28 protein-coding genes and 2 pseudogenes are annotated in these 26,690 nt (G+C 44.3%); 12 read left to right on the top strand and 18 right to left on the bottom strand.

The features are described 5' to 3' along the window. Position 1: 1 nt before the first annotated feature. Entirely contained in the window at positions 2–799 is a 798-nt protein-coding gene (gene cmoM, locus QWZ05_RS03970) for a tRNA uridine 5-oxyacetic acid(34) methyltransferase CmoM (protein WP_290296674.1), read from the bottom strand. A gap of 106 nt (positions 800–905) precedes the next feature. On the opposite strand from cmoM, the gene elyC reads away from it, so the two are divergent. The 4 genes and pseudogenes from elyC (at position 906) to QWZ05_RS03990 (ending at position 4,357) form a co-directional block, all read left to right on the top strand. After that, positions 906–1,724 (top strand): envelope biogenesis factor ElyC, encoded by an 819-nt coding sequence (gene elyC, locus QWZ05_RS03975; RefSeq protein ID WP_290296675.1) that lies wholly within the window; start codon positions 906–908, stop codon positions 1,722–1,724. A gap of 124 nt (positions 1,725–1,848) precedes the next feature. Further along, entirely contained in the window at positions 1,849–2,043 is a 195-nt protein-coding gene (locus QWZ05_RS03980; RefSeq protein ID WP_264876580.1) for a hypothetical protein, read from the top strand. A 37-nt stretch (positions 2,044–2,080) separates the two neighbouring features. Next, positions 2,081–2,221, top strand: a pseudogene (locus QWZ05_RS03985) (MarC family protein); the annotation flags it as partial. A gap of 531 nt (positions 2,222–2,752) precedes the next feature. After that, positions 2,753–4,357 (top strand): BCCT family transporter, encoded by a 1,605-nt coding sequence (locus QWZ05_RS03990; protein ID WP_290296676.1) that lies wholly within the window; start codon positions 2,753–2,755, stop codon positions 4,355–4,357. Between the two features lie 340 nt (positions 4,358–4,697). Here the strand turns inward: QWZ05_RS03990 and QWZ05_RS03995 are convergent, their stop codons facing one another. The 7 genes from QWZ05_RS03995 to QWZ05_RS04025 form a co-directional block, all read right to left on the bottom strand. Next, positions 4,698–5,648, bottom strand: a complete 951-nt coding sequence (locus tag QWZ05_RS03995; RefSeq protein ID WP_264876583.1) for a transposase — start codon at positions 5,646–5,648, stop codon at positions 4,698–4,700. 305 nt (positions 5,649–5,953) lie between these two features. After that, positions 5,954–6,250: a 4a-hydroxytetrahydrobiopterin dehydratase gene (locus QWZ05_RS04000; protein ID WP_264876584.1), complete on the bottom strand. Its 297-nt coding sequence runs from the start codon at positions 6,248–6,250 to the stop codon at positions 5,954–5,956. A 214-nt stretch (positions 6,251–6,464) separates the two neighbouring features. Next, positions 6,465–7,181: a dihydromonapterin reductase gene (folM, locus tag QWZ05_RS04005; RefSeq protein WP_290296680.1), complete on the bottom strand. Its 717-nt coding sequence runs from the start codon at positions 7,179–7,181 to the stop codon at positions 6,465–6,467. Next, positions 7,178–7,816, bottom strand: coding sequence for a GTP cyclohydrolase I FolE (folE, locus tag QWZ05_RS04010; protein ID WP_290296682.1), 639 nt, complete (start codon positions 7,814–7,816; stop codon positions 7,178–7,180). The genes folM and folE overlap by 4 nt, the downstream gene beginning before the upstream one ends. Then, positions 7,813–8,205: a dihydroneopterin triphosphate 2'-epimerase gene (gene folX / locus QWZ05_RS04015; protein WP_290296684.1), complete on the bottom strand. Its 393-nt coding sequence runs from the start codon at positions 8,203–8,205 to the stop codon at positions 7,813–7,815. Before folX ends, folE begins: the two co-directional genes overlap by 4 nt. Positions 8,206–8,315: 110 nt before the next feature. Continuing rightward, the gene (gene folK / locus QWZ05_RS04020; protein ID WP_264876588.1) at positions 8,316–8,813 is read right to left on the bottom strand and encodes a 2-amino-4-hydroxy-6-hydroxymethyldihydropteridine diphosphokinase; all 498 of its coding nucleotides are present in this window, start codon (positions 8,811–8,813) and stop codon (positions 8,316–8,318) included. A 253-nt stretch (positions 8,814–9,066) separates the two neighbouring features. Then, positions 9,067–9,495: a cytochrome c-type biogenesis protein gene (locus tag QWZ05_RS04025; RefSeq protein WP_290296686.1), complete on the bottom strand. Its 429-nt coding sequence runs from the start codon at positions 9,493–9,495 to the stop codon at positions 9,067–9,069. A 425-nt stretch (positions 9,496–9,920) separates the two neighbouring features. Here QWZ05_RS04025 and QWZ05_RS04030 point away from each other — a divergent pair, with 425 nt between their 5' ends. Both QWZ05_RS04030 and QWZ05_RS04035 read left to right on the top strand, forming a co-directional pair. Next, positions 9,921–11,423, top strand: coding sequence for a DUF1800 domain-containing protein (locus QWZ05_RS04030; RefSeq protein WP_290296689.1), 1,503 nt, complete (start codon positions 9,921–9,923; stop codon positions 11,421–11,423). Positions 11,424–11,425: 2 nt separating this feature from the next. Beyond that, positions 11,426–13,183, top strand: coding sequence for a DUF1501 domain-containing protein (locus QWZ05_RS04035; protein WP_290296691.1), 1,758 nt, complete (start codon positions 11,426–11,428; stop codon positions 13,181–13,183). Between the two features lie 56 nt (positions 13,184–13,239). On the opposite strand, the gene QWZ05_RS04040 is transcribed toward QWZ05_RS04035, so the two are convergent. Beyond that, on the bottom strand, positions 13,240–14,178 hold the full coding sequence (locus QWZ05_RS04040) for a GlxA family transcriptional regulator (RefSeq protein ID WP_290296693.1): 939 nt from the start codon (positions 14,176–14,178) through the stop codon (positions 13,240–13,242). A gap of 247 nt (positions 14,179–14,425) precedes the next feature. Between QWZ05_RS04040 and QWZ05_RS04045 the strand changes: the two genes are divergently transcribed. After that, positions 14,426–14,986: a phosphohydrolase gene (locus QWZ05_RS04045; protein ID WP_290296695.1), complete on the top strand. Its 561-nt coding sequence runs from the start codon at positions 14,426–14,428 to the stop codon at positions 14,984–14,986. A gap of 196 nt (positions 14,987–15,182) precedes the next feature. Here QWZ05_RS04045 and QWZ05_RS04050 read toward each other — a convergent pair. The 4 genes and pseudogenes from QWZ05_RS04050 to QWZ05_RS04065 form a co-directional block, all read right to left on the bottom strand. Continuing rightward, positions 15,183–16,212 (bottom strand): annotated as a pseudogene (locus QWZ05_RS04050) (IS66 family transposase). A 59-nt stretch (positions 16,213–16,271) separates the two neighbouring features. Beyond that, positions 16,272–16,625 (bottom strand): IS66 family insertion sequence element accessory protein TnpB, encoded by a 354-nt coding sequence (gene tnpB / locus QWZ05_RS04055; RefSeq protein WP_290296697.1) that lies wholly within the window; start codon positions 16,623–16,625, stop codon positions 16,272–16,274. Further along, on the bottom strand, positions 16,622–16,933 hold the full coding sequence (gene tnpA, locus QWZ05_RS04060) for an IS66 family insertion sequence element accessory protein TnpA (RefSeq protein WP_264876595.1): 312 nt from the start codon (positions 16,931–16,933) through the stop codon (positions 16,622–16,624). The genes tnpB and tnpA overlap by 4 nt, the downstream gene beginning before the upstream one ends. A gap of 76 nt (positions 16,934–17,009) precedes the next feature. Then, positions 17,010–17,381 carry a cytochrome c-type biogenesis protein gene (locus tag QWZ05_RS04065; protein WP_290296700.1) on the bottom strand — a complete coding sequence of 124 codons (372 nt, stop codon included), beginning with the start codon at positions 17,379–17,381 and terminating at the stop codon, positions 17,010–17,012. 375 nt (positions 17,382–17,756) lie between these two features. Between QWZ05_RS04065 and QWZ05_RS04070 the strand changes: the two genes are divergently transcribed. Next, positions 17,757–19,271, top strand: coding sequence for an amidase (locus QWZ05_RS04070; protein ID WP_264876597.1), 1,515 nt, complete (start codon positions 17,757–17,759; stop codon positions 19,269–19,271). A gap of 163 nt (positions 19,272–19,434) precedes the next feature. On the opposite strand, the gene QWZ05_RS04075 is transcribed toward QWZ05_RS04070, so the two are convergent. Further along, positions 19,435–20,301, bottom strand: a complete 867-nt coding sequence (locus tag QWZ05_RS04075; RefSeq protein ID WP_264876598.1) for a LysR family transcriptional regulator — start codon at positions 20,299–20,301, stop codon at positions 19,435–19,437. Between the two features lie 157 nt (positions 20,302–20,458). Here QWZ05_RS04075 and QWZ05_RS04080 point away from each other — a divergent pair, with 157 nt between their 5' ends. Continuing rightward, positions 20,459–21,538 carry a linear amide C-N hydrolase gene (locus tag QWZ05_RS04080; protein ID WP_264876599.1) on the top strand — a complete coding sequence of 360 codons (1,080 nt, stop codon included), beginning with the start codon at positions 20,459–20,461 and terminating at the stop codon, positions 21,536–21,538. 125 nt (positions 21,539–21,663) lie between these two features. Here the strand turns inward: QWZ05_RS04080 and QWZ05_RS04085 are convergent, their stop codons facing one another. Then, entirely contained in the window at positions 21,664–22,410 is a 747-nt protein-coding gene (locus QWZ05_RS04085) for a substrate binding domain-containing protein (protein ID WP_290296705.1), read from the bottom strand. A gap of 59 nt (positions 22,411–22,469) precedes the next feature. On the opposite strand from QWZ05_RS04085, the gene QWZ05_RS04090 reads away from it, so the two are divergent. After that, on the top strand, positions 22,470–22,805 hold the full coding sequence (locus QWZ05_RS04090; RefSeq protein WP_290296707.1) for a hypothetical protein: 336 nt from the start codon (positions 22,470–22,472) through the stop codon (positions 22,803–22,805). Positions 22,806–23,028: 223 nt separating this feature from the next. On the opposite strand, the gene QWZ05_RS04095 is transcribed toward QWZ05_RS04090, so the two are convergent. After that, positions 23,029–23,610 carry a porin family protein gene (locus tag QWZ05_RS04095; RefSeq protein WP_264876602.1) on the bottom strand — a complete coding sequence of 194 codons (582 nt, stop codon included), beginning with the start codon at positions 23,608–23,610 and terminating at the stop codon, positions 23,029–23,031. Between the two features lie 314 nt (positions 23,611–23,924). Continuing rightward, complete coding sequence (locus tag QWZ05_RS04100) at positions 23,925–24,533, bottom strand: porin family protein (RefSeq protein WP_264876603.1); 609 nt, start codon at positions 24,531–24,533, stop codon at positions 23,925–23,927. Positions 24,534–24,816: 283 nt separating this feature from the next. Between QWZ05_RS04100 and QWZ05_RS04105 the strand changes: the two genes are divergently transcribed. Both QWZ05_RS04105 and QWZ05_RS04110 read left to right on the top strand, forming a co-directional pair. Continuing rightward, a complete protein-coding gene (locus QWZ05_RS04105; protein WP_264876604.1) occupies positions 24,817–25,245 on the top strand; it encodes a chlorhexidine efflux transporter in 429 nt (142 codons plus the stop codon). Between the two features lie 40 nt (positions 25,246–25,285). After that, positions 25,286–25,753: a PACE efflux transporter gene (locus QWZ05_RS04110; RefSeq protein ID WP_264876605.1), complete on the top strand. Its 468-nt coding sequence runs from the start codon at positions 25,286–25,288 to the stop codon at positions 25,751–25,753. Here QWZ05_RS04110 and QWZ05_RS04115 read toward each other — a convergent pair. Next, positions 25,750–26,625, bottom strand: a complete 876-nt coding sequence (locus QWZ05_RS04115; RefSeq protein WP_264876606.1) for a LysR family transcriptional regulator — start codon at positions 26,623–26,625, stop codon at positions 25,750–25,752. The two genes, QWZ05_RS04110 and QWZ05_RS04115, sit on opposite strands and share 4 nt — an antisense overlap. Positions 26,626–26,690 lie beyond the last annotated feature (65 nt).

Consider the following 26,690-nt stretch of genomic DNA (forward strand, 5'->3'; position numbering starts at 1 on the left):
ATTATTCCTGCTGTTGCTTCTTTTTGGCCCATACATGGATGTAGCGGCCTAATGAGAGGTATGGCTCTTGTCGACAAAGTTGTTTTTCTAATGCCAATACGTCTTCATATTCGTAATCGCCAACAAATTCTCTATCGCCGATGTAATCACTGAACGAACGAATTCCCGATTTACCGCAGATTTCAAAACCTGCGTTTTCGATCCACTGATACACCTCTTCTGGCTTTAGACCTTTCTGTGGCTGTAATTTAAATCTTTTTCTAAACGGCATACCGTTTAACACATGCGGGATATTGCCACAAATTACGTTCTTGTAAACTAAACCATGGTGGTTGTAGAACATAATTGACGCCATACCGCCATCTTTAACCTGTTGGAGGAGCAATTTGAGGGCTTCTTCAGGGTCTGCAAGCCACTCCATCACCGCATGAAACATCGCGATATCCACCTTGGCATCAAGATGGTTACCCACCTCCTGCACCGGGCTGTGTACAAAGCGATACTGTTCACTCAGACCATTGCCGTCAATGTCCTTCTCAGCCAGCTTAAGCATTTCTGAAGACAGGTCACACAGAATGACCTCGTGACCCAGTTTGGCCACTTTTTGTGACATTTGAGCGAGTCCGCCCCCTGCATCTAGAACAGTTAAAGGGCTTTCATGTTGGTCAAAATTCGCTAATAATGCCTCTAAGTCTTCCCAAACAATGACTTGACGGATTTCTCCCTTATCTGAGCCATAAATATTTTTTGCGAATTTGTGGGCAATATCATCGAAATTGCGGTCTTGTGTTTGTTTCATTGCGCTATCATAATCCTCCGACCCGCTATTCTGTCATAGGATGATAAGGAATAAAGAGGGAGTGTGTTAATTTGTCTTCAATTGATGTTTTTTCGGGCTATTTTGTATGTTTGAACTGAAAAAAGTGGTCTCTGCTCTGCTAATGCCGCTACCAGCAATGCTCATCGTGGCGTTTTTCGGGCTGATGCTCATTATGTTTACAGCGAAACGTAAGTCCGGCTGTTTCATCGTGCTATTCTCTCTTATCGGCATTTTTCTGATTGCCTTTCAACCTGTGACCACTCGTCTTTTGATGCCACTAGAGCGTCAATACTCTGTATTTTTACCCGTTGATAAAACCGTCGACTATGTGATGGTGTTGGGTAATGGCCATGTGGTTGATGATCAGATCCCACCAACGTCAGAGTTAACCCGTGCAGGCCTAATGAGACTGAGTGAAGGCATCCGTATTCTGCGTATGTACCCTGGCGCAAAGCTGATTCTTTCTGGCTATGCTGGCGGCACTGATACAAGTAACGCACGCATGATGGCCAAAGTGGCGCTAGCCCTTGGGGTATCAAAATCGGATATCGTTTTATTAGAGACTGCGAAAGACACATGGGAAGAGGCGCATCAAGCGGCCGCTTATGTGGGTCAGAAAAACCTTGTGGTCGTGACATCGGCAAGCCATATGAAGCGAGCGATGCAAGAGTTTGATACCGCTGGTTTGTCTCCGATGCCAGCACCCACCAACTATCTTGCCCACGACAATATCAATCAGCCTTGGGACAAATATATGCCGAAGGCCAAATACCTAGAGCAAACCGAGCGCTACTGGCACGAAACGCTAGGAACACATTGGAAATCACTGCGTGACTGGGCAGGTGAAACCAAAACCCTTGAAGCGCCGATAGAGATCTTAAGTGAGACGGAAGTCGAAAACTAAGTCTCGCTCCACTTATCAAGCCGCCTGAGTTGGCGGCCTTTTTGTCTCTATCATCATTGAACGTTAATATGCTAATGATTTAATTCAATAATTTATCAATGAGTAACACAGGGAATATCAAACAATGGAAGAGAAAAAAATCAATCAAGAAGTAACCGTCGTCGACATTAAAATGCCATTTCTGTCTATGGTGGTCTTTCTAGTTAAACTAGCGATTGCGGCGATACCCGCGATGATCATCTTAAGCATCATCTTCACAATCCTCGGTGCTATCTTTGGGGGTGTGTTCCATAGTTTTTTCTATAGCCACGGTTACTGATCCGCTCGCCAGTTAGGCCAGACCATGCTTTTCTGGCCTTTTGGGTAAGGGAATATTCAGTTTATTTGGCATCACCTTGCCAGCCTTACGATTAGCCGGTGGCATTTTAGTGTTTCTTGTCGGCTACCATATGCTGCAAGGCAACCAGTCGAAAATTCACACCTCCCATCAAGCGACACAAGTCGCGATTCATAATTGTTCTTAATTTCAAACCTACAAAGTGTGAAATGCCAGTCGTTATCAGGAAGCTGTCTAAACGACAAATATTGAGTTCAATTATTGTATCTATATTGTCTCCTCTTCTCTGTAAATATTTGGCCGCTAGTATTCTCTTTTTATACTGTCATTGTCAGACAAATTCCGCCTCAATTTCAGCGATGTTTGGTAGAACATTCAAACGAATTGCACATTAATTTAGTTCGTGCCGGCAGCAGTAGAAAACCACAACTAATCAATAGTTTAAATCAATAAACAATCCATACACTTGACCTTACTTCACCTGCAGAAAACCTATTCCTCCACAAAAACTACTCATTTTGTGTTATATTGCGCACCTCGTGACTAGATGTCGGCACTTCAAATAGATTAAAATTAGGGTTAAGGAGAAGGCCCACTATTTGAATAAAAACCGCATGCTAGTCAGTCTTTTAATCGACATGGAGCCGGTCGTTGCATTCACTCCTTTTATGAATGTATATGCCTCTAAATTATGGGTTATAAATCAACAAAATACAGTATAGATTCAACAGATTATCAAGTAGGTCAGGACAACGTTACCAAATGGGGAATGGACGTCCATAACACCGTTTTTACCGCTTCTGCGGGCTTATCGATCCTTTTCATCGTTACACTCCTTTTGCTTTCGCCTGCAGACGCTAAAGCAGCCATCGACGCCGTAAAAGGCGCAGCACTCTCCAAATTTGACTTCGTGTTCATGTGGGGTGCCAACATACTACTCATCTTTGCACTTGGTATCGCTTTCTCACCACTAGGTAAGATTCGCTTAGGCGGCGACGATGCAAAAACCGAATTTTCAACTCTGTCCTGGCTCTCAATGCTATTTGCTGCGGGCATGGGTATCGGACTCATTTTCTGGGGTGTTGCTGAACCGACCGCTTTTTTCACCAACTGGTTCGGAACGCCTCTCAACGTTGAACCTTTTACCGCTGAAGGGCGCGAACTTGCACTAGGTTCTGCTGTTTTCCACTGGGGCTTCCACGCTTGGGCAATCTACGGCATGACTGCACTCTGCCTAGCCTACTTTGTTTACAACAAAGGCTTGCCGCTTTCTATGCGCTCAGTGTTTTATCCACTGCTCGGTGATCGCGTTTGGGGACGTATCGGTGACGTAATCGACGTCATGGCTGTTCTAGTCATCCTGTTTGGTCTAGCAACGTCTCTTGGTTTAGGCGGCTCGCAAGCCGCGAGTGGTATCAGCCACGTATTTGGCCTAGACAACACCCTATTCCTGCAGATACTGATCATCCTAACCATTATGGGTTTAGCGATCGTTTCTGTTGTTCGTGGCATGGACTCTGGTGTTAAAGTCCTAAGTAACCTCAACATGATCATCGCATTCCTGTTCCTAGGCTTCCTTGCTGTGCTTAACTTCACAACAGTACTAGATTCTCTGTTTACAGGTATCACTGGCTACGTAAAGAACATTATTCCTCTCAGCCTAAGTTCAGGCCGTGAAGATTCAACGTGGTTACACGGTTGGACTGTGTTCTACTGGGCATGGTGGGTCGCTTACGCGCCATTCTTCGGCATCTTCGTTGCGCGTATTTCAAAAGGTAGAACGATTCGCGAATTCCTAACCTGTGTATTAGTTATCCCAACCGTAGTTACGACACTATGGATGTGTTTCTTTGGTGGTATCGCTATCGACCAGATTATGAACAATGTCGGCCTGCTTGGTGCTGAACAAGGCATTAGCGACGTTTCACTGAGCTTGTTCTACATGCTAGATGCATACTCGATTGGCAATATACTCTCTGTTATTGCTGTAGCGCTCATTGTCGTGTTCTTTGTCACGACATTAGATTCAGGCTCTATCGTGGTTGATAGCATGACAGCAGGCGGTAAGATAGAGTTACCTATCAAACAGAAAGTGGTCTGGGCGGTTATCTCGGCAACTATCGCCATGGTAATGCTGTGGGTTGGTGGTACCGACTCCATTCAAGCGCTGCAATCTGTGACGATTATCGCTGCCCTGCCTTTCACTATCATCTTGGTTGTCGGCTGTTTCAGCTTGCTAAAAGGTATGCTGACTGAGGTTGACGGTAGTTCAGCTCAAGAAACCGTAGTGAAGTAGTGCTGCGTTACATAGGCGAAATTAAAAAAGGATCTGATACTCTCAGATCCTTTTGTTGTTTTTAAACACAAAGGACAGTCCAACTTAATTGTACAACAGAATTTGAAGGGACAGTCCAGTCTATTTCAGTCATCACAACTTTGTTTACGCGGTTTTTCTCCATAGGGCTAACAGACACAGACTGATTTACGATAGAGGACAGTCCAACCAAACCATTTGAAGACATTTAAAAACTGTTTATGATTAACCTACGTCTTGCACTCATTGCTTTGACTACGAACCGTCACGGTTTACTGAAGTTATGATGTGTAGAATAGTCTTGAGGTTAAGCTGCCTAAAGTCACAAACAGAGCGCATAAACTCGTCCACACTTTCGAGCTGCTTTTGCATTATTCACAGTCTCGACTAGCCCCACTTTTGTGGCTCTTGGTTGTGACAGGTGCTCTAATGCATGCAACCATTGATGCTGGCTCGTCGTTAATCTTTCTAATATCGCTGGCAAAGAGCCCGGTATTGAACCCTTACCTTCACGAAACTGTCGACCAGTCCAGTCTAACAAAGCTAGATAGTCTGAAAAACGGTAAGGAATAGTCCGATGTTGCTTTTCAGCCCCTTGAAACCCCATTAACCCGGCCGCAGTTCTTCTCTTTTGTTTAAGAGCCATAAGTCGACAGCGAATTGACGTGAACGGTGATGATTCTGGTGTCATTGCTTCTCCTGAGCGAACTGGATTCAAGTCTACATAAGCCATTGCAGCAACGAGTGCAGCATCATCTAATAAGGCCTGACTTTTAAAACGGCTTTCCCAAAAATGACCTTTGCAATCATCTTCTTGATTTGCTTTTCGAGCTATAAAATAGTTAAGCTCTTTCATAAACCAACTAAGACTTGAAAGCCGCTTTCGCCACTGCTCAATGATTGAATAACATGCATGCAGCTCAGACTTTTTTGTTAGCTCATCGCGCAACCAACGCGTCACAAGAGCAGGGATTGCATGGAGTTTTCCCCAACGTTCTACGACTTCATGATCAGATAACGTCACTGCTGATTTGTGATCAACATACACCACTAAGTGATAATGATTACTCATCACTGCATAAGCACAAATCCCGATGCAATAAATCGTTGTGAGTTGCTTAACTCGATCTTCAACCCAACCTCTGCGGTGCTCATAGTTTTTACCAGTCAAGGCATCCTCTCCACAGAGAAAAGAGCGTCTCACGCATCGAGAAACACAATGATAGTAAGGGGTGGATTTCAGATCGATCAATTGCTTTCGTGCCGTAGTCATGGTGTTACCTTCTAAAAGATTGTCACCCAACAAACTGCAATAATCAGCGAATAATATGAATCAAATTTTGTGTGTAACCCCGCATGTTCCAATAAACCTCATACTGAGTCGACATTTGATTTGCACTAGAAAAACGACCGCCCCTCCAAAGGACAGTCCCATCAAAATATGTCACACTTACTAAACGCATGTCGGGTCTGTCCTTTCAAATTGGTTGGACTGTCCTCTATAAATCGCTCGCTCTAACATATCAGGGCGAGTTTTTTCCTCTATTGATTGCTCACGAAAGGGCCCTGTTAAGCTCCCTAGATTAAGGCCGAGATTTTTTTAGCGAGGCTGACGTCTTTTTCTGTAATGCCACCCGCTTCATGAGTGACCAAATCGATCTCTACTTTTTTATAAACATTCGACCATTCTGGGTGGTGGTTCATTTTCTCAGCGATGATCGCCACCTGAGTCATAAAACCAAAAGCACTTATGAAATCAGGAAACACTAACTCTGTGTGTAGCTTGTCTTGCTGTACCCGCCAAGTTACTGATGACGTATCATTTAGCTTTGATAGGGAACTTTGTAGATCTTCTGATCTTACTTTGTCACTCATTACTAAACACCTCTTCGTGTAAACACTACGTTCTCAAATCCACCGCATTCAGATCAAATGCCATACATCGTAAGTATTAGTAATGCAAAGTGACTTTGTATAGTGTTCAGCTTTCTTCACGAAGTTTGAATATCTAATAATTCAGCATTGTTTAGTCAAAAACGACTCTGCATTCCTTTTGCAAATCGAAAAGGGTATTCACGCACCTGGGCGTTCACTTTAAGTGTCTGCCACCATCAAGGTGTATCGTTCTTCCCGTCATAAAGTCACTCGCAAGCACATACTTGATGGCATCGATCACTTCTTCAAAGCCTGCCTCTCTGGGAATCAGTGCTTTTTGCAAAGCTTTATCTTTGTACTTCTCATCATCGTTTTCATTGAATTTAAGCATGGCTGGAGAAATCGTATTAACCTTCACATCCGGCGCCAACATGGCTGAGAACGAAAGTGTCAAATTATTGAGTGCAGCTTTACTGGCAGCGTAAGCGATGTGTTTTTTACTGCCTTTTTCCGCGACATAATCACTAATGTGAATGATGTCTGTTCCTTTCTCACTCGATAACAGAAGGTGTTTGAGTGCTAGGTTGACCAAATATGGGACGGTAGTATGTACCATCATCATTTGATTCATAATTTGTAATGCGTCTTTGCTGGGATTTTCCTTGTCCTCCGGACGCCAGTCGGAGGCGTTATGTATGATAGCTCTGAGTGTTTTATACTCTTGCCCAACGTAATGAAGAAATGCATCTAGACTGCTTTGTTGATAGAAGTCGACCCATATCAAGTCAGCCCCATTGTCGCGCAAACCTTGCAGCTGAGGGTACTCACTGCGATAGGTGCCGACGACTCTGTATCCCTCTGATAACAGCTGCTCCGCTAGCGCGAAGCCTAGCCGTTTCCCTACCCCAGTGATTAAAATCGTCTCACTCATCGTAAAAACTCAGCTCTAGTTTGTGGGTTCGTTTTGAATATACCGCCGAGAGCGGTTGTCGTGGTCTCAGAGTTCGCATCCATGACGCCTCTTGACTTCACGCAGTAGTGTGTTCCTTTAATCGTCACGGCTACATTTTCGGTTTCAACCAGGGTCTGTAACGCCACCAAGATTTGCTGAGTGAGACGCTCTTGAACCTGTGGACGTTGCGCGAAGAATCGGACGATGCGGTTTATTTTAGACAGTCCAAGGATCTTTGACTCGGGGATATAAGCTACATGAGCTAATCCATCAATCGTGATGAAGTGGTGTTCACACGTTGATGTCAAATCTATGTCCGATACCTTGACCATCTCGTCAACGGACATCTTGTTGTCTATCACACTCATTTTAGGGAAGTTGTTGTAGTCGAGCCCAGAGAATATTTCGTGTACATACATCTTAGCGATTCGATGAGGGGTTTCAGCAAGGCTGTCGTCGGTCAAATCTAGCCCCAAAGTGCTGACCACTTCCGTCAACAACCCTTTTATCCGGTTGTACTTCTCATCGCTGTTCATTTCGCTCGGTAGCATCGGGGTTTCTAGCCCTCTTTCGAGCAGGGCATTTCTCACTTTCTCAGCTTCTGTACTTATCATTTGATGCCTCCCTGCGTAATCTCGTCTTGGTCAGCTTCATAACTCAAAGTGAGGGAAACGGAGTCGGCAAACCGCAAAGCATGAGGCTTATCAATTCTCACTTGAGCGTACTTCACCCACGGATGAACGATGCAAATGCCAAGTACGTCGCTGGTTAACTTTTCTAACAGCAGAAACCGTCCAGTTTCAACATGGTTGATGATACTCTTGCAGATGTTTTTATAATTGAGTGCATTATCTACGTCATCTGAGAGACAGAGATTGTTAGCGGGATAATGGATTTCTGCATTGATAACAATGTCTTGCTGCTTGGTCTTTTCCTCTTCATTGAACCCGATGTAGGTTCTCAATCGGAGGTTTGTGATGGTAATGATAGCGTTGTGGTTCATGTCAGTGTCCTTTCATAGAAGGTACAACCGTTACGTAGTCATTTTAAAAAAAGATCAATACGACACAGGCGAGCCACAGGTGTGTTAGCCTACTTAGGGCGATGCAAGGTCTATGAAAAACGATATTTGAAAACGATAGGCTCCGTTTTCTGACTCGACTGATCGAAGCGATTCCAGATTTGCTCAAACGGGATATCCAAAACAGGATGACGTTCTTGAGGAGCAAGGTCGACCAACGGTCTAAGAACAAAAGCGTACTCGGTGATTTCTCCTCTGGGCAGTTCGATGCCGTCAATAATACCCACCAAGTTGTCATAGAGAAGAATATCGATATCCATCGTGCGTGAAGCATACTCTTTAGCCTGACGCTGGCGACCACTGTCTGATTCGATTTGGCGTAGAACCTCTGCAAGCTCTGCGACCGTGTGGTCACATTCAAATCCAACGACGAGATTTAAAAAGTTGTCTCCTTTGAACCCAACAGGCTCGCAGTCGTAAAAATCGGAAATGCTCAACGGCGCAAAATGACGGTTTAGGGCTTTGAGAGATTCTGAGATGTGGTGTTCTCGGTTGATATTACTTCCTATACTCACGTAAACAGACGCCATATTAAGTTTTCCTTTTTTAGCCACTGGCTACGTGTTATCTCGCCTTAAAGATCACTTCCTTCATCCTGTTATTTTAATTTCTATGCAATACCCTGCGACAATACGACTAGATGAGACAGGCATATTAACCTTAACCCTCAAACAACAAGTGGAATATCATCGAGTTATGTTAATCTCAACATCAGGTGAACAAAACTAGGAGTGAACATGGTGCGATTCAATTGTACGTGGCGCTGCGGTCTTGATGGTTAGGCTAGCGAGCTGCTCGCTTCCTCTGACGAAAGACACGTAGGCAAAACCCAGCCACCACAAGTGAGGCAAGTATAGGTATCCCCCACAATATAAGGGGAAAGGCGCTAGACTCCGGTTGATAGAGAACTTGCTGGCCATATTCAGCCACCAGCTTTTGCTTGATTTCATCTCCGGTAAATCCCTCTTTCACGAGGCTAAACACCTGCAACTTGAGAGCCTGTGCAGCAGGCTTGTTAGATTCAGTTAAGTTCTCATTTTCGCATTCAGCGCAACGAAGCTCGCTCGCTATAGAAATGGCCAGAGCCCGTTGTTGATGAGACTCAAACTCAAACACTTCACTATTGGATGTTTGCTCGTATGCCCAAAGTGACATTGAAACAATCAACAAAGTTGCACTCAGCAAAACTGCCTGACTCAACCTTAATCTCACCTACCACCTCAATGGTTCACGTCAAAAGAACCGAAATGACTACTTACTTCTAAAATAGACCAAAATGATGAATTGGATAAACTTAACTGCTGGCTCAGTGAACTCTCTACAACCAGCTTGCATAGCACAAGTGCATACAGACACATATACTATATAAATACACCAACTTAGTGAATATGCTTAACTCCCAGTAACGACATGATACATTTCACCAATTTTGAGCCCAGAAACCAAAGAGAAACACCAATTAAACCTACTTTGATAGACAATTACCTTTAGTTAGCAATATGAACCAAGATCTAAATTTTGACCCATTATCCCCATTAAATTAAAGCTTTCTCATTTATGCACCTAGTTTTTTATTGATTGCTATTTTGGCGTTTATTCAAAACCCAAACTACCAGACAAGGACACTAGGAGTCATTATGGAAAATTTGTCTTATAAGCAGGCAGCTCGCTTCCTCGACCTAGCTACAATGGGGATCCGTGCTGGCGAAGTGGAACAACTCTTAGAGCTAGATGACCGCAATGTTTGGCTCGATAATCAGATAAACCTTGCCCCAACCTCTCACGTGGAGCGCCTCAACTACCAACTACAAGAGCGCGGGCAAAGCCAGCTCACTCAAGAAATGAGAGTTTGTGCATGGCTTGATCTGACCCTTTGGTCTCAAGACCAACTACGCCAACGTATGGCTTACGCGCTAAGTCAAATTGTCGTCGTCAATGACCGAGATGCTCAACTCTCCCCCTATCCTGACGGACTAGCCAACTACTACGACCTTCTATCCGAGCACGCTTTTAGTGATTACAAAACCCTTCTTTACCATGTCACTAGGTCGCCCATTATGGGCCATTTCCTTACTATGGTGGGCAACCTCCCCAAAGCTGAAACAGGCGTTAACCCTGATCAGAACTACGCAAGAGAGTTAATGCAATTGTTCACTATCGGTCTCGAAGAATTGAACCCAGACGGAACACCTAAGCTAGATGCTGATAGCAATCCTATCCCTACCTATGACGACTCTGATGTCGAAAACATGGCTCGCGTATTTACCGGTTGGTTTATGACTAACGGCAGCATGATAGAGCCAATGGAGTCGGACGACGTTTATCACGACCAAGATGAAAAGCACATACTGGGAGAAACCCTGCCACAAGGGCTAACGGCAGAGCAGGATTTAGATGCCGTGCTTGACCTACTCGTCGCCCACCCAAATACAGCACCGTTCGTGAGTCGTTTACTGATCCAGCGATTTGTCACCTCAAACCCACTGCCTGCCTATGTTGAGCGTGTGGCAGGTGTATTCACACAGAGCAACGGAAACCTGGGAGAAGTCATCAAAGCCATATTGTTAGACCCAGAAGTCGAAGCCCAGAACAGCGTAAACAAGGCCAAACTTCGTGAGCCAATCCTCGCTATGACCCATTTCTGCCGTGCCCTTGATTGCAAGCCAGGCTCAAACGGCAAAGTGACCTACGACGCGCTACTTTATCGTGAGACATTCAATCAATATCCACTTGGTTCGCCTTCCGTATTTAATTTTTATTCACCGGATTACAAACCACCGGGTGAGCTAGCCAACAATAATCTTGCCTCTCCTGAGCTAGAAATCATCGACTGGAACCAGACCATAAGAATGAGCAATCTAGCTTGGAAACTGGTGCAAGACAATGGCTACAAAACCGGCTCAAACAGCAAGCAAGAGCTCTATCCTACGATCTCCGACTTCACCAATATAGCGGGAGATTACGCAGCACTCTCTAGCCTCATTTGTAACCGATTCTTTCATGGTGAAATGCCAATCGATCTTGCGCCTCGCTTAGAAGCACTCTGGAACGCAAAGAGCACCAACAACAAACCGTATGCCGTCGCACCCATGCTATACCTCGCCTTTGTTTCTGCTGACTTTATGGTACAGGAGTCTTAATCATGAAAATTTCACGACGTAACTTCCTTAAAACAGCCGCCTACTCTGCAGGCGCATCAGCAGTACCACTGAGTCTATCCCTTCCTGCTAGTGCCATGGACGAAGGTGGCCGCGATTACAAAGCCATCGTCTGCTTATTCCTATACGGCGGCAGCGACTCAATGAACATGGTGGTGCCAGCAAGCGGTTCAAACCGCACCAACTACCAGAATGCCCGCCCCGATATTCAGCTTTATGATTTCGAAGTTGCTTCAATGCCTGGGTTTAACGATGAGACTGGTCAGCCTCTCACCCTAAACGGTGCGATGCCAAACCTAGCGCAAATGATGTTAGCAGGGCAAGCGACGACCGTAGTCAATGTCGGCACGCTCCTAGAGCCAACCAACAAAGACAACTATTCGAGTGTCAAACGTTCGCCAAATATCGGAGCGCACAATAAACAACAACTGGCTTGGCAACGAAGTTGGAGCACATCGGCTTATCACCCTTATGGCTGGGCAGGCATGATGATGGACATACTGGCCTCTGGTAACGAAACGGTCTCCCCGACTCTTTCGCTTAGTGGCAACGAATGGCTTAATGGTGCCAGTGGTAGTGAGTTGCAGTTATCAAGTGAGGGTATCCGTGCCATGTCGCCGCTATCGGTTAACTCGGTAAACAACAACCTGACTAAGTTACTCGACAACAACACGGCCTCAATGTTTGGTCGTGCCTATTTGGATAAGTTCCACCAAATCTACGACTTTCAGTCTACGCTAACCAACATCCTTGACCTCTATCCAGAAGACCCAGACATCCCCGCTGGCTATCTGGGAGGCCAGTTTAAAATGGTCAAACGTATGATTGAGGCCAGCCAAGATCTTAACCAAGCTAGACAAGTCTATTTTGTCTCATTGGGTGGCTTTGACAACCACAGCAACCAACGAGGCAAGCACGATGGTTTACTCGGTCAAATCGATACGGTGGTTTCAGCGTTCTACGCTTCATTAGAAAAGAGCGGCCTCACAGACAACGTTGTAACTTTCACCATGTCCGATTTCGGTCGTACCATAGAAAATAACAGTAACCGAGGCACTGACCATGGCTGGGGCAGTAACCAAATCGTCGTTGGTGGCGCGGTTAAAGGTGGAAAAGCGTATGGCCGCTACCCTGAATTTATTAAAGACGGCCCTGATGCGATAGGCAATAAGTTCATACCCACCATAGCCTCTGAACAATACGCAGCAACCCTGTGCAGCTGGTTTGGCGTCAGCGATGACGGCATTAAAGTCATCTTCCCGATACTCGACCAAGAGCGTGAAAACAAGTTCGACAGCCCGTATCTCAGCTTCTTGCAACAAACAGGAGAAATACCCCTTGTGATTGATAGCGTGGCAGCATCAACCACACGACAAGACCACACACCTGAAATGGCGATAGACGGTGACCCAAGCACCAAATGGACGGCGAAAGGCACAGGCATTACTTTCGACATCACATTAGCGCAGACCACCTCATTAACCCAGATCTTATTCTCTCAAGCCAAAGGAAACGTAAGACAATACTATGTCCAAATTTCACTCAGTGAAGATGGCATCAACTACAACCAAGTCCACGATGTATTAACACCAGGTGACACACTCGATTTGGTGAGCTACGACTTATCAGGCAAACAAGCCAAATACATACGCCTAACCTGTAACGGCAATAACGACGCAGTCAACACTCACCTTCGCACTTGGAATAACTTCCAAGAAATTGAAGTCAGAGGCCTAATCTAATCCGGTTTAACCTTAGATTTGAAAGCCGATGTAGTCAGTATCGGCTTTCAGCCAACCTAAACTTTGGCTATTTTAGACTTACTCTGAAACCGCCGGCGAAACTCCACCGGCGTTAACCCCATCACCTTTACAAACACCTTACGACAGGCGCTGCTGTCTTCATACCCTACTTGCCTAGCGATCACCTCAAAAGACTCGTTACCTGTTTCAAGCAAATCACAAACCTTTTGAACCCGAACTCGCTGAATATACTGATTTGGATTAAATCCAGTTGCAGCCTTAAGGCGTCTCTGTAACGTTCTTACGGTCATATGGACACCAATAGCTAATTGCTCTACAACCAGTGTGTCAGCAAAATAAAGATTAATATATTGCTGAACATCCACGATAGCTTGATCCCCGTGTTGTAAATTAGGTAAAAATTGCTGATAAAAACGCTGCTCGCGAGGGGCAGTATCAACAACCAACAACTTTCCTACCAGTCGCATCGCTGCAGGAGAGGCAAATCGTGCAATCAACTCTAGTGCTAGATCGAGCCAAGACATCATGCCACCCGCCGTAATGATGTCGTGATGGTCAATTAGGATCTGGTTACTATCAATTTCAAGCTTCGGATAGGCTGCCTTTAGTGCCTGTGCTAACCCCCAGTGGGTAGTGATTGACCGATGTTGAACTAGGCCTGTTGCAGCTAACACAAACGCCCCCGCACAAGCAGAGGCCAATAGAGTGCCTTGGCGATGCTGTTCAACCATCCACTGGATATCTGAATCCAATGGCGCGAGGTAATAAATATCATCATTCGCAGGAGGCAACAGCAATACATCGCAACTGGCTGTCAAATCTTCAATATTCTGAAAGACACTTGTTAGAAACTGACAAGGCTCACCAAGCTGCAAGCAAGCTCGGTTGGCAAACTGGAATGCCTCCTCTAGCCCATACACGGCTGATTTGGAAGATCCAGAATAGTGAAATATCCCCACATGAATCGTACGCATATTACCTTGTCGCTTTTGAACTGAATTATGTCATTTTAGACTCTAACCCTTTGAGTTCAACTGCAACATACTATTCCTACACTATAACCAACGACTCAGACAGCAAACGGCGATGAACAAGAAAGCACGGTCAATTTGCTATTCAATGGTATCCATACACAAATAAGCACATCTGCCATGATGTTGTGCGCTACGCTTTATCAAACAATCTCATATCTGTCTGAGTAACCGTATTCGGAGACAAACCATGCAAGACATCGAAATTAAACTAGAAAGGCCACGCGTCGAAATGCTCTTCGCTCGCTATCGTGACCAAATTGGTGAAGACTATGCGGGATACCGAAACCACGTTTACCGCACCATCACTTACGCCATGCACTTTCTCGATAACGCAGAAGAATACGAGCAAATAGTTGAGACAGCGTTCGTTTATCACGATATCGGTTTGTGGACAGATCACGAGCTGGCCTACCTAGAACCATCAGAAGCGGTCGCACTTGCAGACAACGAAGAGTTTGGTTGGGGGCTAGACCCAGATTTATTGCGTGGAGCCATTCACTGGCATCACAAAATCACGCCTTATACTGGCCCCAATGCCAAGCTCATAGAAGCATGCCGCAAAGCAGACTGGATTGATGCATCTAAGGGAATGGTGAAAAAAGGCATGAGCAAAGAGGCTATCGCCAAAGTCGAAGCTGCATTCCCAAATAACGGCTTCCACGACACTCTACTGCGTTTAGCAAAAGACTACGGCGGCTCGACACTAGTGGGTGGTTTGAAAGTGACACGCGGCATTGTGAAGTGGTAAAAACAACGCAGGCCACACGTATCTTTGCTCTTGGAATCACTTCCCAAAAATCGAAGTCAAGGGCTTGGAGTACTGACTGCTAAGATTTCACTGGAAAGCCAATACCATTGATATTGGCTTCGCATATCGATTGAAATGTTCTATGTGGAATGGTGTGTCGCTCGTATCCGCCCCATAAACCCACGGGGCGATATTGTTAGTGTTTGAAGTTCCAAGGTAGGAGCGCATCGATATCAGGTTCCGCTTTCGCTAACTCCTGCATGCACTTGACCATGTAGTCGTAGAGGAGCAGTCCATTGGCTTTCGCAGTCTCAACGATACTGTAAAGCATCGCGCTCGCTTCAGCCCCATTAGGGTTAGTTGAGAAGAGCCAATTTTTTCGGCCATTGGCCGAGCGTGTATTTTATCGCCTTACCCAGCGGGCTAGACTATATCACTTGTTGAGTCGTCATCCACTCGTACAACTCATCCAGTATCGGTTTGGCATGCAGTTGACGTTCTGCTTTTCTTTTTCCAGCAGATTCACCTTTTAAGCGGGATTCTATTCCATAGAGCTTCTGGATTTTGGCCAGCGCTTTATCCGCTTTGCCTGACTTACCTTTACCTTGAAGCTTCTTAGCATCCATGAACTTACACCGTGCATGCGCCATGCAGCCAACATTAGTGACTTGGTGAAGCCCATCATAGGCACCATAACCATCAGTTTGCAGATAGCCATTATAGTCACCTAAGAAGGCAACAGGGCATGCCCTCGCGCGACTGTTTTGATAGTCGTACAAGGCGATATTCTTCACATTGGGCACAGCTGGTGAAAACTCAAGTTTCTCACTGCGGTCTTCACCGATTTTATGAAGTTCATGGTTACAGCATGAACACTGCTTTTCATGGTCGTCTAAGTCGAGTTCGATAACCTCACGAGGCAAGGTCTTTGGAAGTAGCTTGCGTTTTCCACGCTTCTTCGTTGTGGTGGTGGTCGTGACCTCAACCTCTTCATCTTTAGCGGCTTCACATTCAGCTTCGTTGAAGAGGTCTCCTTGTGATTCATCGTAAGGCTTTAACGCTTCCGAGCGTTTAGCGAACTGGCGGTCGAAGGCAAGCTTGAGCTGTTCAAGTAGCGACTGGCGCTCTTGTTTCCATTGGGTTTCTGACGCCATCAGCGCTTTCACCATCGCTTGTAGCTCGGCAACATCCTGGCTTTCTGGGTTGATATTTGGTGTCTTTTTCATGGCATTTATTATACTAAAATCATGCCGTCACTGCTTGGTGGATAAGGCTTTATTATCGTTTAAGTCATTGTAAAATTGTTTATTTTAATGGGTTTATGGCCGATAATCGTGAAGCCAGAAAGCAGTCTATCAAGCTCGAATTGAGTCAGAGTAAACACCTCATTTTTCTCTTTTGTAGGCCACTTGTACTTAGCTTTTTCAAGGCGTTTATACCAGAGAGCGAAGCCTGTTTTATCCCAGTACAACACTTTGATTTTGTCGCGCTGTTTGTTGGTGAAGAGGAACAGTGCGCCACTTCCTAAAGGTAAGTCGGTGTCATTTTCGATAATCGCAGCAAGGCCGTTGATGGATATTCTAAAATCGGCGCTTTCACGATATAAGTAAATCTCTGGGGCGCTGAGCAAGCGTTTCATGATAACGCACCGATAAGCTCTGCGAGATAGGCTGCTGGCGTGCCTTGCGGAATGCTCAGCTCAACATCATTAATGAGAAGAGTCATGTGAGCGGTTGCACTCTGAGTTTGATACCTCGTCGTCTTTTCGACGACTTCAGCTCGGACAAAGCCTAGAGATACGTCAGTTTTATTGAGTTGCTGGCGCTTGGCATAGAACGTTGAGGGATTGAGTTCATTGAGCTTACAAAACGCGAGTATCGACAGTGAACTCGATTCAGATTGTTCGATAAGCATTTTCCATTCTTGATTGGTGCGTCGTTTTCCCATTTCAAACCTCCTTATGGTTGGAGACTTGATCTTATTATTTGTGTTAGGTGATTAGAATGCGGGGTTTATGACGTGCTTACGATGCGATAATTGGAAGCCCCCACAGCAAAAAGTTGGTTCGCGACATCGAAGAACGATAAAGCACCTGCTCTCCATATCTCTCGACCATATGCTGCTTAACTTGTTTAGGTGTGTGTCCTTGCTTAACTAGCTCGAAAACACGGTGCTTAAAGTCTCTAGCCGCAGCCGAGTTAGACTCGATTATATTTTGATTAATACATGTAGGACATCGCAGCTCTTTTGCTAAAACCATTGTTTGGGCTTGTTGTTGGGGGGATTCAAACTCGAACACATCGGCATGCTCGGCATCTTGTTGTGCCAACAAAGATAGGGAGAACACAGACACAGCAACACTAACTAAAAACGCTTTCACGAACTTCAAGCTCACACAGCACCTCTTCACGACTCTTTGAGCCAACATGCGACTTCGATACTCTATTTTAAAATAGCCAAAAATACCCGTTTCAGAAAGTCTTAGTATTGAGGGGACAGTCTAATTACTTATTTAGACTGTCCGCTTAACAACGCCGACTTCGCAAGTATTAATAGCCAACCATGTTTGAACAACCAGTAAGCAACCAATAAGCAACCAATAAATAAGACCTTTGAAAAAATAACACGGAAAATCAAGAGTAGGTGATCATCCTACTCTAAGGCGCTTTGAGAATCGCTAATTTCAGCCAAAATGATCCCATCAAGCAATAACTGCACAGAGTCGACCAACACTGACTCAGACTACTGACCAAATAAAGAGGACTACCAGATGAAAATAGCTCCAATTGCTCTCGCGTTACTGGCTGGCAACGCTCTTGCCGCAGAATTCTCTCAAAAAGAGTTGGCTTACATGCCTGCAAACACTCAAATTGAGTTATTCAAAAGCGGTATGATCACGCCGATTGATATTGTAAAAGCTCAAAAAGCTCAGTATGAAGAAACAAATGATGTGGTCAATGCAGTCACGTATGCACACTGGGAAGAAGCAGAGAAAGCAGCGAAAGAAGCAACCGAGCGCTATAAAGATGGCACTTACCGAGCTTTAGAAGGTATCACATACGCAGTAAAAGATGAGCACCATGATAAAGGCTGGAAAGTTACTTACGGGTCTATGCTTCACATGGACGATCCTGTAATGGAAAATGCAGACCCTATGGTGTCGAAACTAAATGCCGAAGGTGCTATTCCCGTTATACAAACAACCGTACCTGAGCTGTATTTTAGCTGGGTAACCAGTACAGATGCATGGGGTACATCCCGTAACCCATGGAACCCAGATTTCGCTGTTGGTGGCTCATCAGGTGGCTCAGGTGCAGCCGTCGCAGCCGGTTACGCAACCATGGCGACAGGCTCTGACATGGGAGGTTCTATTCGTATTCCATCTTCATTTAATGGACTTTACGGTCTCAAGCCTGCCGCATATACAGTACCAAACAGCATGCTCTACGCATACTTCTCAGGCAGTGGTCCTATCGCCCGCACTTTTGAAGACATGGTAATGATGTATAACGCTATGTCTGGTCAGGATGCACAAATGTCAGTACCAACCGTGGGCGTACAAGAAAAACTCACTAAAGAAATTCAATCGCTAGAAGGTATGAAAATCGCCTACATCGGTGACATGGGCACAAGTCCGATGGCAGACTACGTCGCTGATGGTATGGATGATGCTATGGAGATCCTTCGCCAGCAAGGTGCAACCGTTGACGTTGTCGACTTTGATTTTGACATGCAGATGGGCTTGATGGAAGGCATCTCAAACCTCGCATTTTCAGGCGCATTAGGCGCACCGATGATGGACAGTTACGAGGGTGTGACTGACCAAATGACGTCTTACACTGGCAAACTAATCCAAAAGGCAATTGATCACCGTGAAGACTATGATGGACGTGCACAAGCGAAGACAGAAACCGAAGTACTGCGGATGTGGACCAAACTTTCAAGTGAAGTTTACTCACAGGGTTATGACTTAGTGATAGCACCAACAATGCCAACGGTAACCGTACCAGCAGATTACAACTTCATTACCGACGAGCCACTGCAAGAAGATGGACACACCTATGACCAAGCAGTTGGTATGATGTACACCCTGCCGTTCAACCTACTCGGTTGGTTGCCTGCGGCAAGTGTTCCAGCAGGTATTAGCCCTGATGGTGTTCCATTTGGTCTTCAAATTATCGGTAAACCAGCGGATACTGCCACGGTGGTAAAAGTAGCGGGCGCTTACAGCAAGGGAGCCCCTAAGTTCTTTACCGGTGACTTATTACCCAATGGTATTAAGTAACAATATTCCGAGAGACTAAAGCGTCACTTTGAGTAAATGAAAACTAGGCTCTGATATTCAGCAGCCTAGTTTTCTATTTATGACTCCTAATAACCATTATGTTCCATCGTCATTGCATTCGTGTATCCCAGATACTCAAGCTCAGGCCTTACTCCTAGCATTGTTATCGATGCCCAAAACCACACACTGCATCTATAAACATTTTCATCGCTGGGTTGATTGAGGCGCCCTGTTGGAGAATAACTTCAGCATTCCAATTGGCAAACTCATCTGGGAACACAACAACGTCATTGTTCTCCGTTGCCTCTTTACAAATAAAGCCCGGAAGATGCCCCCAGCCCACGCCTGTTTTCACTAAATTCAACATCTGAAACGCATTATTACAGACCATATGTCTATGGCTGACGATATCCGCACTCTTTAGCCCCAAGTCACTCAAAAATGAATACGTTAGTTGTAACTTATCGGCAAAGTCTCTATCAGTCGCATTTTTAGGTAGCTGCCATTGTTTTGGCACCACTCTGACCACATCGAAGCTATATGCTTTTTTCACTTCTATTTCCTGGACCATATTGATCGCTGAAAACACCAACCCAACGTCTGCTCTACCAGACATCACCCAGCCTCTTACCTGCAACGTATCGCCATTCAATACTTTCAGGTTGAGGTAGGGATATTTATTAAGAATCTCTGCTAATACAAGATCGAGGTTGCGGTCAACTAAGCTCGTTTCAATCGCCACGGTCATGCGATCTGGTACCCCTTTCAACAAACTGTCTATCTTAAGTTCAAAGTGTGTGGCTTCGCTGAGCATAGAGATAGCATATTTATAAAGTTGCAATCCATGCGGTGTCACCTCTAGAGAACGAGCATGTCGTTCAAATAACGTCAAACCCGTATCAATTTCAAAGTTGTTCACCTGCTCACGTACCGTCGTCACGTGCTTTCCCAAGTGTCGCGCGGCCTGAGCAATGCCTTTCTGTTCAACAGTCGCAACAAACGCCTGTAACTGCTCTATTGATAATGCCATAACCCCTCTCATAAACAGAATTAAGAGCAGGTAACTTACCTACCCTCAGACACTTTGAGAATAGTGTATGTAAGTCATAATAGCCACATCAACCAAGAATACTCCAGAGTCAAAAAACATCGGCTCTGAACCATGAAATTATATAGAGGGTTACATCATGAAAACGTTTAAACTCAATACTATCGCTGCTGTTGCTGCACTTTCTATTGCATCTATTGCAGGTGTTGCTGAAGCCTGCTCTCGCATTACCGTTGACACCCCACAAGGTGTATCAACAGTCCGCTCTCTAGATTGGGGGGTCCAACTCGGCAACGTTGCTCAAGTCAACCCTGTCGGTATCGAACGAGCTTCTGAAGCACCAAGCTATAAAAATTCAATGACTTGGACTACTAAGTATCACTCTGTTGCACAAACTGAGTGGGAAGTTTTCCATGGCGTTGCCTCTGATGCAATCAACTCTGAAGGCCTAGGTACATCACTGCTTTACCTGGCAGATTCAGCAGATTACATCAAAGACTACCAAGACACAGGCGCGCCAGCTGTGAGTTTCCTAGAAATCGTTTCTTACGTTAATGAGACTTACGCAAGCGTTGACGAAGTCGTAAAAGCTTTCGAGGCCAATGAATTCCAAATCGCTTGGGCTGATGGTCTCCATGGAAAACAGCATGGCCTGCACCTCTCAGTACAAGATAAATCAGGTGATATTGCTCTATTCCAGCTTAATGAAGGCGGCGAAATGGTTGTGCACCGTGGTGATGTTGAATCAGACCTACGTGTCATGGCAAATGCACCCTTACAGCAGCATCATCGCGATTATGTATCGAAAGTAAACTTGCAAGACTTAACTGCTGAAGAGATTCCATCATCTATTTCTTCTTTGGATAGAAACCTTCGTGGTCTGTTCAACACGTCACACGTTACGTTTACAGAGGATGTGTCGTGGAAACAAACTCGCGGAAAGTTGCTCAGCACATACAACGCAGGAAATTTAGTACCACAAGACCTTATTGACCCAGTCAACGGTGAGACATACGCAACCTGGACTCAATTTGTCTATAACCACGATAACGGTGACTTCCTTTTCACCAACTACGATACGCGCGATCAAATTGGTTACAACTTGAATGACACATTAGACTTCACTAAAACCATGTGTGCAGATACGGTACAACAAGCTGCAGACGGTCTCAGAGAAGTAACATTTAAAGTCTGTGAGGAGAGCGTAGGTAATCTATAAAACTCCGCAATACTAAATAAAGCACGCCCAGCAAACTGCTGGGCGTGCTTTATTATCATCTATCATAATAAACACTCACTATTCTTACTTTAACCTTAGAATCCACTCACTCAAATAACTTGCGGTTACGGGTATCTATTTCGCTGTTTTTCTTGAATCAAATCTACAAAACAACGTACCTTTAACGGTATATGGCGACTATGTGGATAGATGGCATTGATTGGCACGGTATCACTTGGAAACCCAGCAAGAACTTGAACCAACTCACCTGATGCCACATACCTTTCTGCCATCCATATTGGTATTTGAGTAATACCAGCTCCCGCAAGCGCCATCTCTAAATTGGTTTCACCGCTGTTGCTGCGAAAGACACCTCTGACGGGAACCGAAATTTCTTGGTTTTCGCCAATAAAATGCCAATTGTTTTGTGAACGATTAAACGTGTAGACGATACAGTTGTGCGATCTCAGATCCTTCGGGTGCTTTGGTGTGCCATGCTTTGCCAGATAACTTGGTGCGGCAAACAGCAGCAATGGATTGCTAAATAATGGCCTAGCAATTAAGGAGGAGTCCTCCAGTTTCTTGGCACGAATTGCGATATCGATGCCGTTGGCGATAAGATCGATATGGCGTTCATCAATAACCATATCAATGTTAATTTCAGGATACTCAGTCAGAAACTCACTGATCAACGGAGCCATTAATATTCGCGCCAGTGGAGCAGGCGCTGCAATTCTTAGTGTTCCCTGTGGCGAAGTGACTTGTGAGCTTAATTTAGTATGCCTATTTAATATAAAAGTGCTTTTAAGTAATAACAGGTATCTACAAAAGTAATTTCCATACAACGAACGGCTTTTATAAAATTCACCCACAAAAAGAACCTCTTGATTGGTGCTTTATTTAACTAATTTTAGACATAAGACGAAAGATAATGAATTATTTGAAAAGAGCCGGGCTTTTATCTGTGGTTTCAATGGCAGTTTTATCTGGGTGTACATCGAAGCAAGCTACTGCTCCATTAGTCAATGCTCCAAACATCAGTTTAAAACAATGCGCTAAATATGAAATTATCGGTGATGCAAAAGCGACTGTATCTGATGAAGATTTCTTAGTTTTTGATCTCGATGGAAATGATAACGTCTCTGGTAATATCGGCAACAATAGCTTGTCTTGGTTTGAGTTTGAAGACGAAGCCAGAAACCAGAAACCAAGCGGTCTATCAGGCAATCGAAAGTGTTCCAGAGGCGGACTCTATTCTATCTCCTAGGTTTCATGTCAGTGAGGAGTCATTTCCACTATTTTACAGCAAACAAACAGTTACCGTACAAGGTAAGGCAATAAAATATTTACCTGCTGAGTGCTAGATTAAAGAACCTATGCCAACAAAAAATATAAAGTGTGAGTTCAAGATCAAAAAAGCCCCCTTTCGGGGGCCGGGTTAGGCGAGGTAATCGCCTAAATTAGTCAGTAAACAATAATGAGCCAACTGCTTAGAATTTGTAGCCAACCGTCACGACACCCTGTGTCAGTAAGTCATTTTTACGCTCAACTTTACCGCTAGCTGATACATCTGTAGCTTGAACTCGTCCGTCTACGTATAGCCCATTGTCAACGGTCAATCGAACCCCTACCGCACCACGTCCACGAACTTCGCCTTTTTCGCTGTTGCCCGTGAACAATAGGTTTGCATCTTTGTTGTAGTACACACCACCTACTGCTCCATATGGTTTAATTGAGATGCCGCGCTCTGTATTGAATGTATAGCCAGCTTCACCTTCTACTGCCAACTCATAGGCGGTGCCAAGATTAGTCGGTTTTTCTTTACCCTGACCATTTACCTTAAAGCCCGTCGCTGCACCTTTTACATTGACAGCGAAGATTTCATTAAAGTCATAACCCGCCTCTAAGACCACTGAAGCATCCGCATCAAATCCGGTCTCTTTATCTTGAAGTTTGTATTTACCCATATCTGAACCAAACCCACCGCCTACACGGAATCCTGAGTGGTCATCTGCCGCGAATGAAGATGCTGACATTAGTGCAAGTGTTGAAGCTAGAATTAATTTTTTCATTTTGATTACCTCTAAAAATTTAAGTAACTCCTTTTGTTTATTTACCAGTCCCGTTTGGCTTGATAGGTACTTTATCTATTATTTTAAATTAGATTAAATTAGATACTATTCAATTATTAGATAGGTCACCATGCAGCATTTAATTATCCGTGGCGATACCACTCAATGAACTACAAAATTGAGGAGATGACCAAACATATTGAAAGCCCATTAGTATATTTTATTCTGGGCACAAAAAAGCCCCCTTTCGGGGGCCGGGTTAGGCGAGGTAATCGCCTAAATTCGAGTGCTGGACACACTTATTTGATTGCAAGTTAGAACTTATAGCCGACGGTTAATAGACCTTGAGTCATCAAGTCATCTTTCGCTTTAAAGCTTTTCCCTTTCTGAGAAAAATCTGTCGCTTGGACACGACCATCAAAGTAAACACCGTTGTCTAATGTCATGCGAACACCAACCGCACCTCGAGCTTTAACCGCGCCTTTATCTTTATCTGTAAGACCAAAGACTTTACTAGAATCTTTGTCATAGTAAACACCACCAATCGCAGCGTAAGGCTTGATCGCAGCGCCGCCATCGGTCACAAATGTATAACCGGCTTCACCTTCAAGAGAAATTTCATAGGCTGTTCCACTTTTCAGCCCTTTGTTACTGCCTTTTTCATATGTCTTGAAACCAGAGCCTGCACCTTTAACATTTACCGCGAATATCTTATTAAAGTCATAGCCGGCTTCAATAACAAGTGATGGGTCAGCTTCTACTTCGCGATCTGCTTTATCGTTCACTAGCTCTGCACCTGGAACATCGAACTTCGCTACGCTAGAGCCAAGACCACCACCGACACGGAAGCCAGTATGATCGTCCGCTGCGAATGAAGATGCTGACATTAGTGCAAGTGTTGAAGCTAGAATTAATTTTTTCATTTTGATTACCTCTAAAAAGTTTTAAGTAACTCCTTTTGTTTATTTGCCAGTCCCGTTTGGCTTGGTAGGTAATTTACTCAAATCTTTTCGATAGGTAAAAATAGATACTATTAGTATTTTCGATACTTCATCACCCTTATAAATATAACGACTCTTTTAGTCCATGCTGATGAGGTTGTTTTCATCCCAACAGAAAGATGTGCAACCTATCTACAAAACCAATAGTTACTAATTCGAACTATTTTCACTGGTTCGACATAATGACGTCATCAATGAGGAGAGCATGATGAAAACACACACAACTGATAGCCCAATACACCACTTTAAGCAGCAATTAGTACAAGCTTTGTTGCTAGAAGCGGGCATACTTTTCGTGATTTCGCCGACATTTATTGATGAACCGTCTGACATAAATTTATTCGGTGGAAAGGTAATTATATTACTCATTGCTATGATTATTTGGAATGCAGCCTATCGCTTCGGGTTTGATTACTATTTATGGAATAATAAAAAAACTTTAAATAAAACTCTTTCATATAGACTGATATATACCGTGTTATTTCAAGTCGGTGTGCTTGTTATATCGACACCAATCATGTTTTCTATCTTTGATTCATCATTTTGGCACGTCGTCACCGCAGACCTTTGGTTCAGTTTATTAGTATTTAGCTACAGTTATATCACCAACTTCATTTATGACCGTTGCCTTTAATGCACATTAAACCAACCAACACTATTAAGAGAGACTAGTTATGAACACCAATATTACTCAAAATACACGTACTCCAATGGATAGAATCCGCCACACTATTTTGTTTGAACTCGGGTTAATTGGAACGATTGTCCCGGTGGGAATGTTGTTTGTGCAAGGCAAAAACCATCATGTTGGCGCTGTTGCTGTTGCCATCTCTTTTCTAGCAATGGTTTGGAATATGTTGTTCAACTATATGTTTGATGCCTATTTATTAAGAAAGCAAAACCATTGTGTCAAATCAGGAAAACAACGCCTTGCACACGCTATTTTGTTTGAGGTGGGTTTAGTGTTAGCGACCGTACCGGTATTAGCTTGGAGTCTCGATCTCACGCTAGGCCAAGCGTTTATTGCAGATATCGGTTTTGTGGTTTTCGCGTTGTTTTATGCAGGAGCATTCAACCTTATTTATGACAAGGTCTTTCCTGTTAAGGGAGTGAATAAGCAAGGCGTCACTTCAGCATGTTAATTGGCAAACAACAACTCGCGCAGGTATTGACAAACAGGGCCTGCGCTTGAATTTTCTTTCCAGAGTAAGTCGACCCCGTAAGACGCATTAGACTTCATATATTCGGGCGTAAACTCCACTAACGTACCTAAAGCAACTCGCTCCGCAAGCATCACTTTAGGTAACAAAGCCCAACCAATTCCCTGCTCGACCATTCTGATCATGTCATCCTGATCATGTGCCAACCAAATAGATTGAGACATTGTACTAACAGGTCCAAGAACCGCGTGCTCATGCATGCTGGTACAAATAATTTGCCTCTCTGTCGTCAACATCTCATTATCGACAAGCGTTAAGTCTGCAAAATCACAATCCGGGCTGCATACGCACACCCAATCCAGTTGTCGAATGCAAGCGAACTCAAAATACTCGGGTATCGCTTCAGCTGTTAAGTGTAAGACGAAATCAATACGATCATTACTCAAGTCGTCAAACAGCCGCTCGCTAGTCTCTTTCACTACTTGAATTTGTGTATAAGGATATTTTTGTGCGAGCTTTTCCAGTGGGGTCTCAATCACGGCAAAAGGCACCAAGGGATCAAGGCCTATAACAACCGTATTCTCTACTTTATCACGCACACCACTCGTGTAATTTTCTATTCGATCAGCTTGTCGCATCAGTACTTTTGCCTGCTGATACAAATGCTCACCCTCTTGAGTTAACACCGGGTATTTCCCTGTACGATCAAAGAGACTGACTCCTAAGTCTAACTCTAAGTTGTTTACACTAACACTAATCGTACTTTGGCTTTTTCCTATGTGTCTACCCGCCGCTGAAAATGATCCTTTTTCCGCTGCAGTAACAAAGGCGAGTAAATAATCGAGGTTAATCATCCGTATTACCTATTGGTTTTGCTAATACTTACTAATTTAATCTATTTGTCATGAAATGCAAAAAT

Source organism: Vibrio agarivorans (genome assembly GCF_030409635.1).
Lineage (GTDB): Bacteria > Pseudomonadota > Gammaproteobacteria > Enterobacterales > Vibrionaceae > Vibrio > Vibrio agarivorans.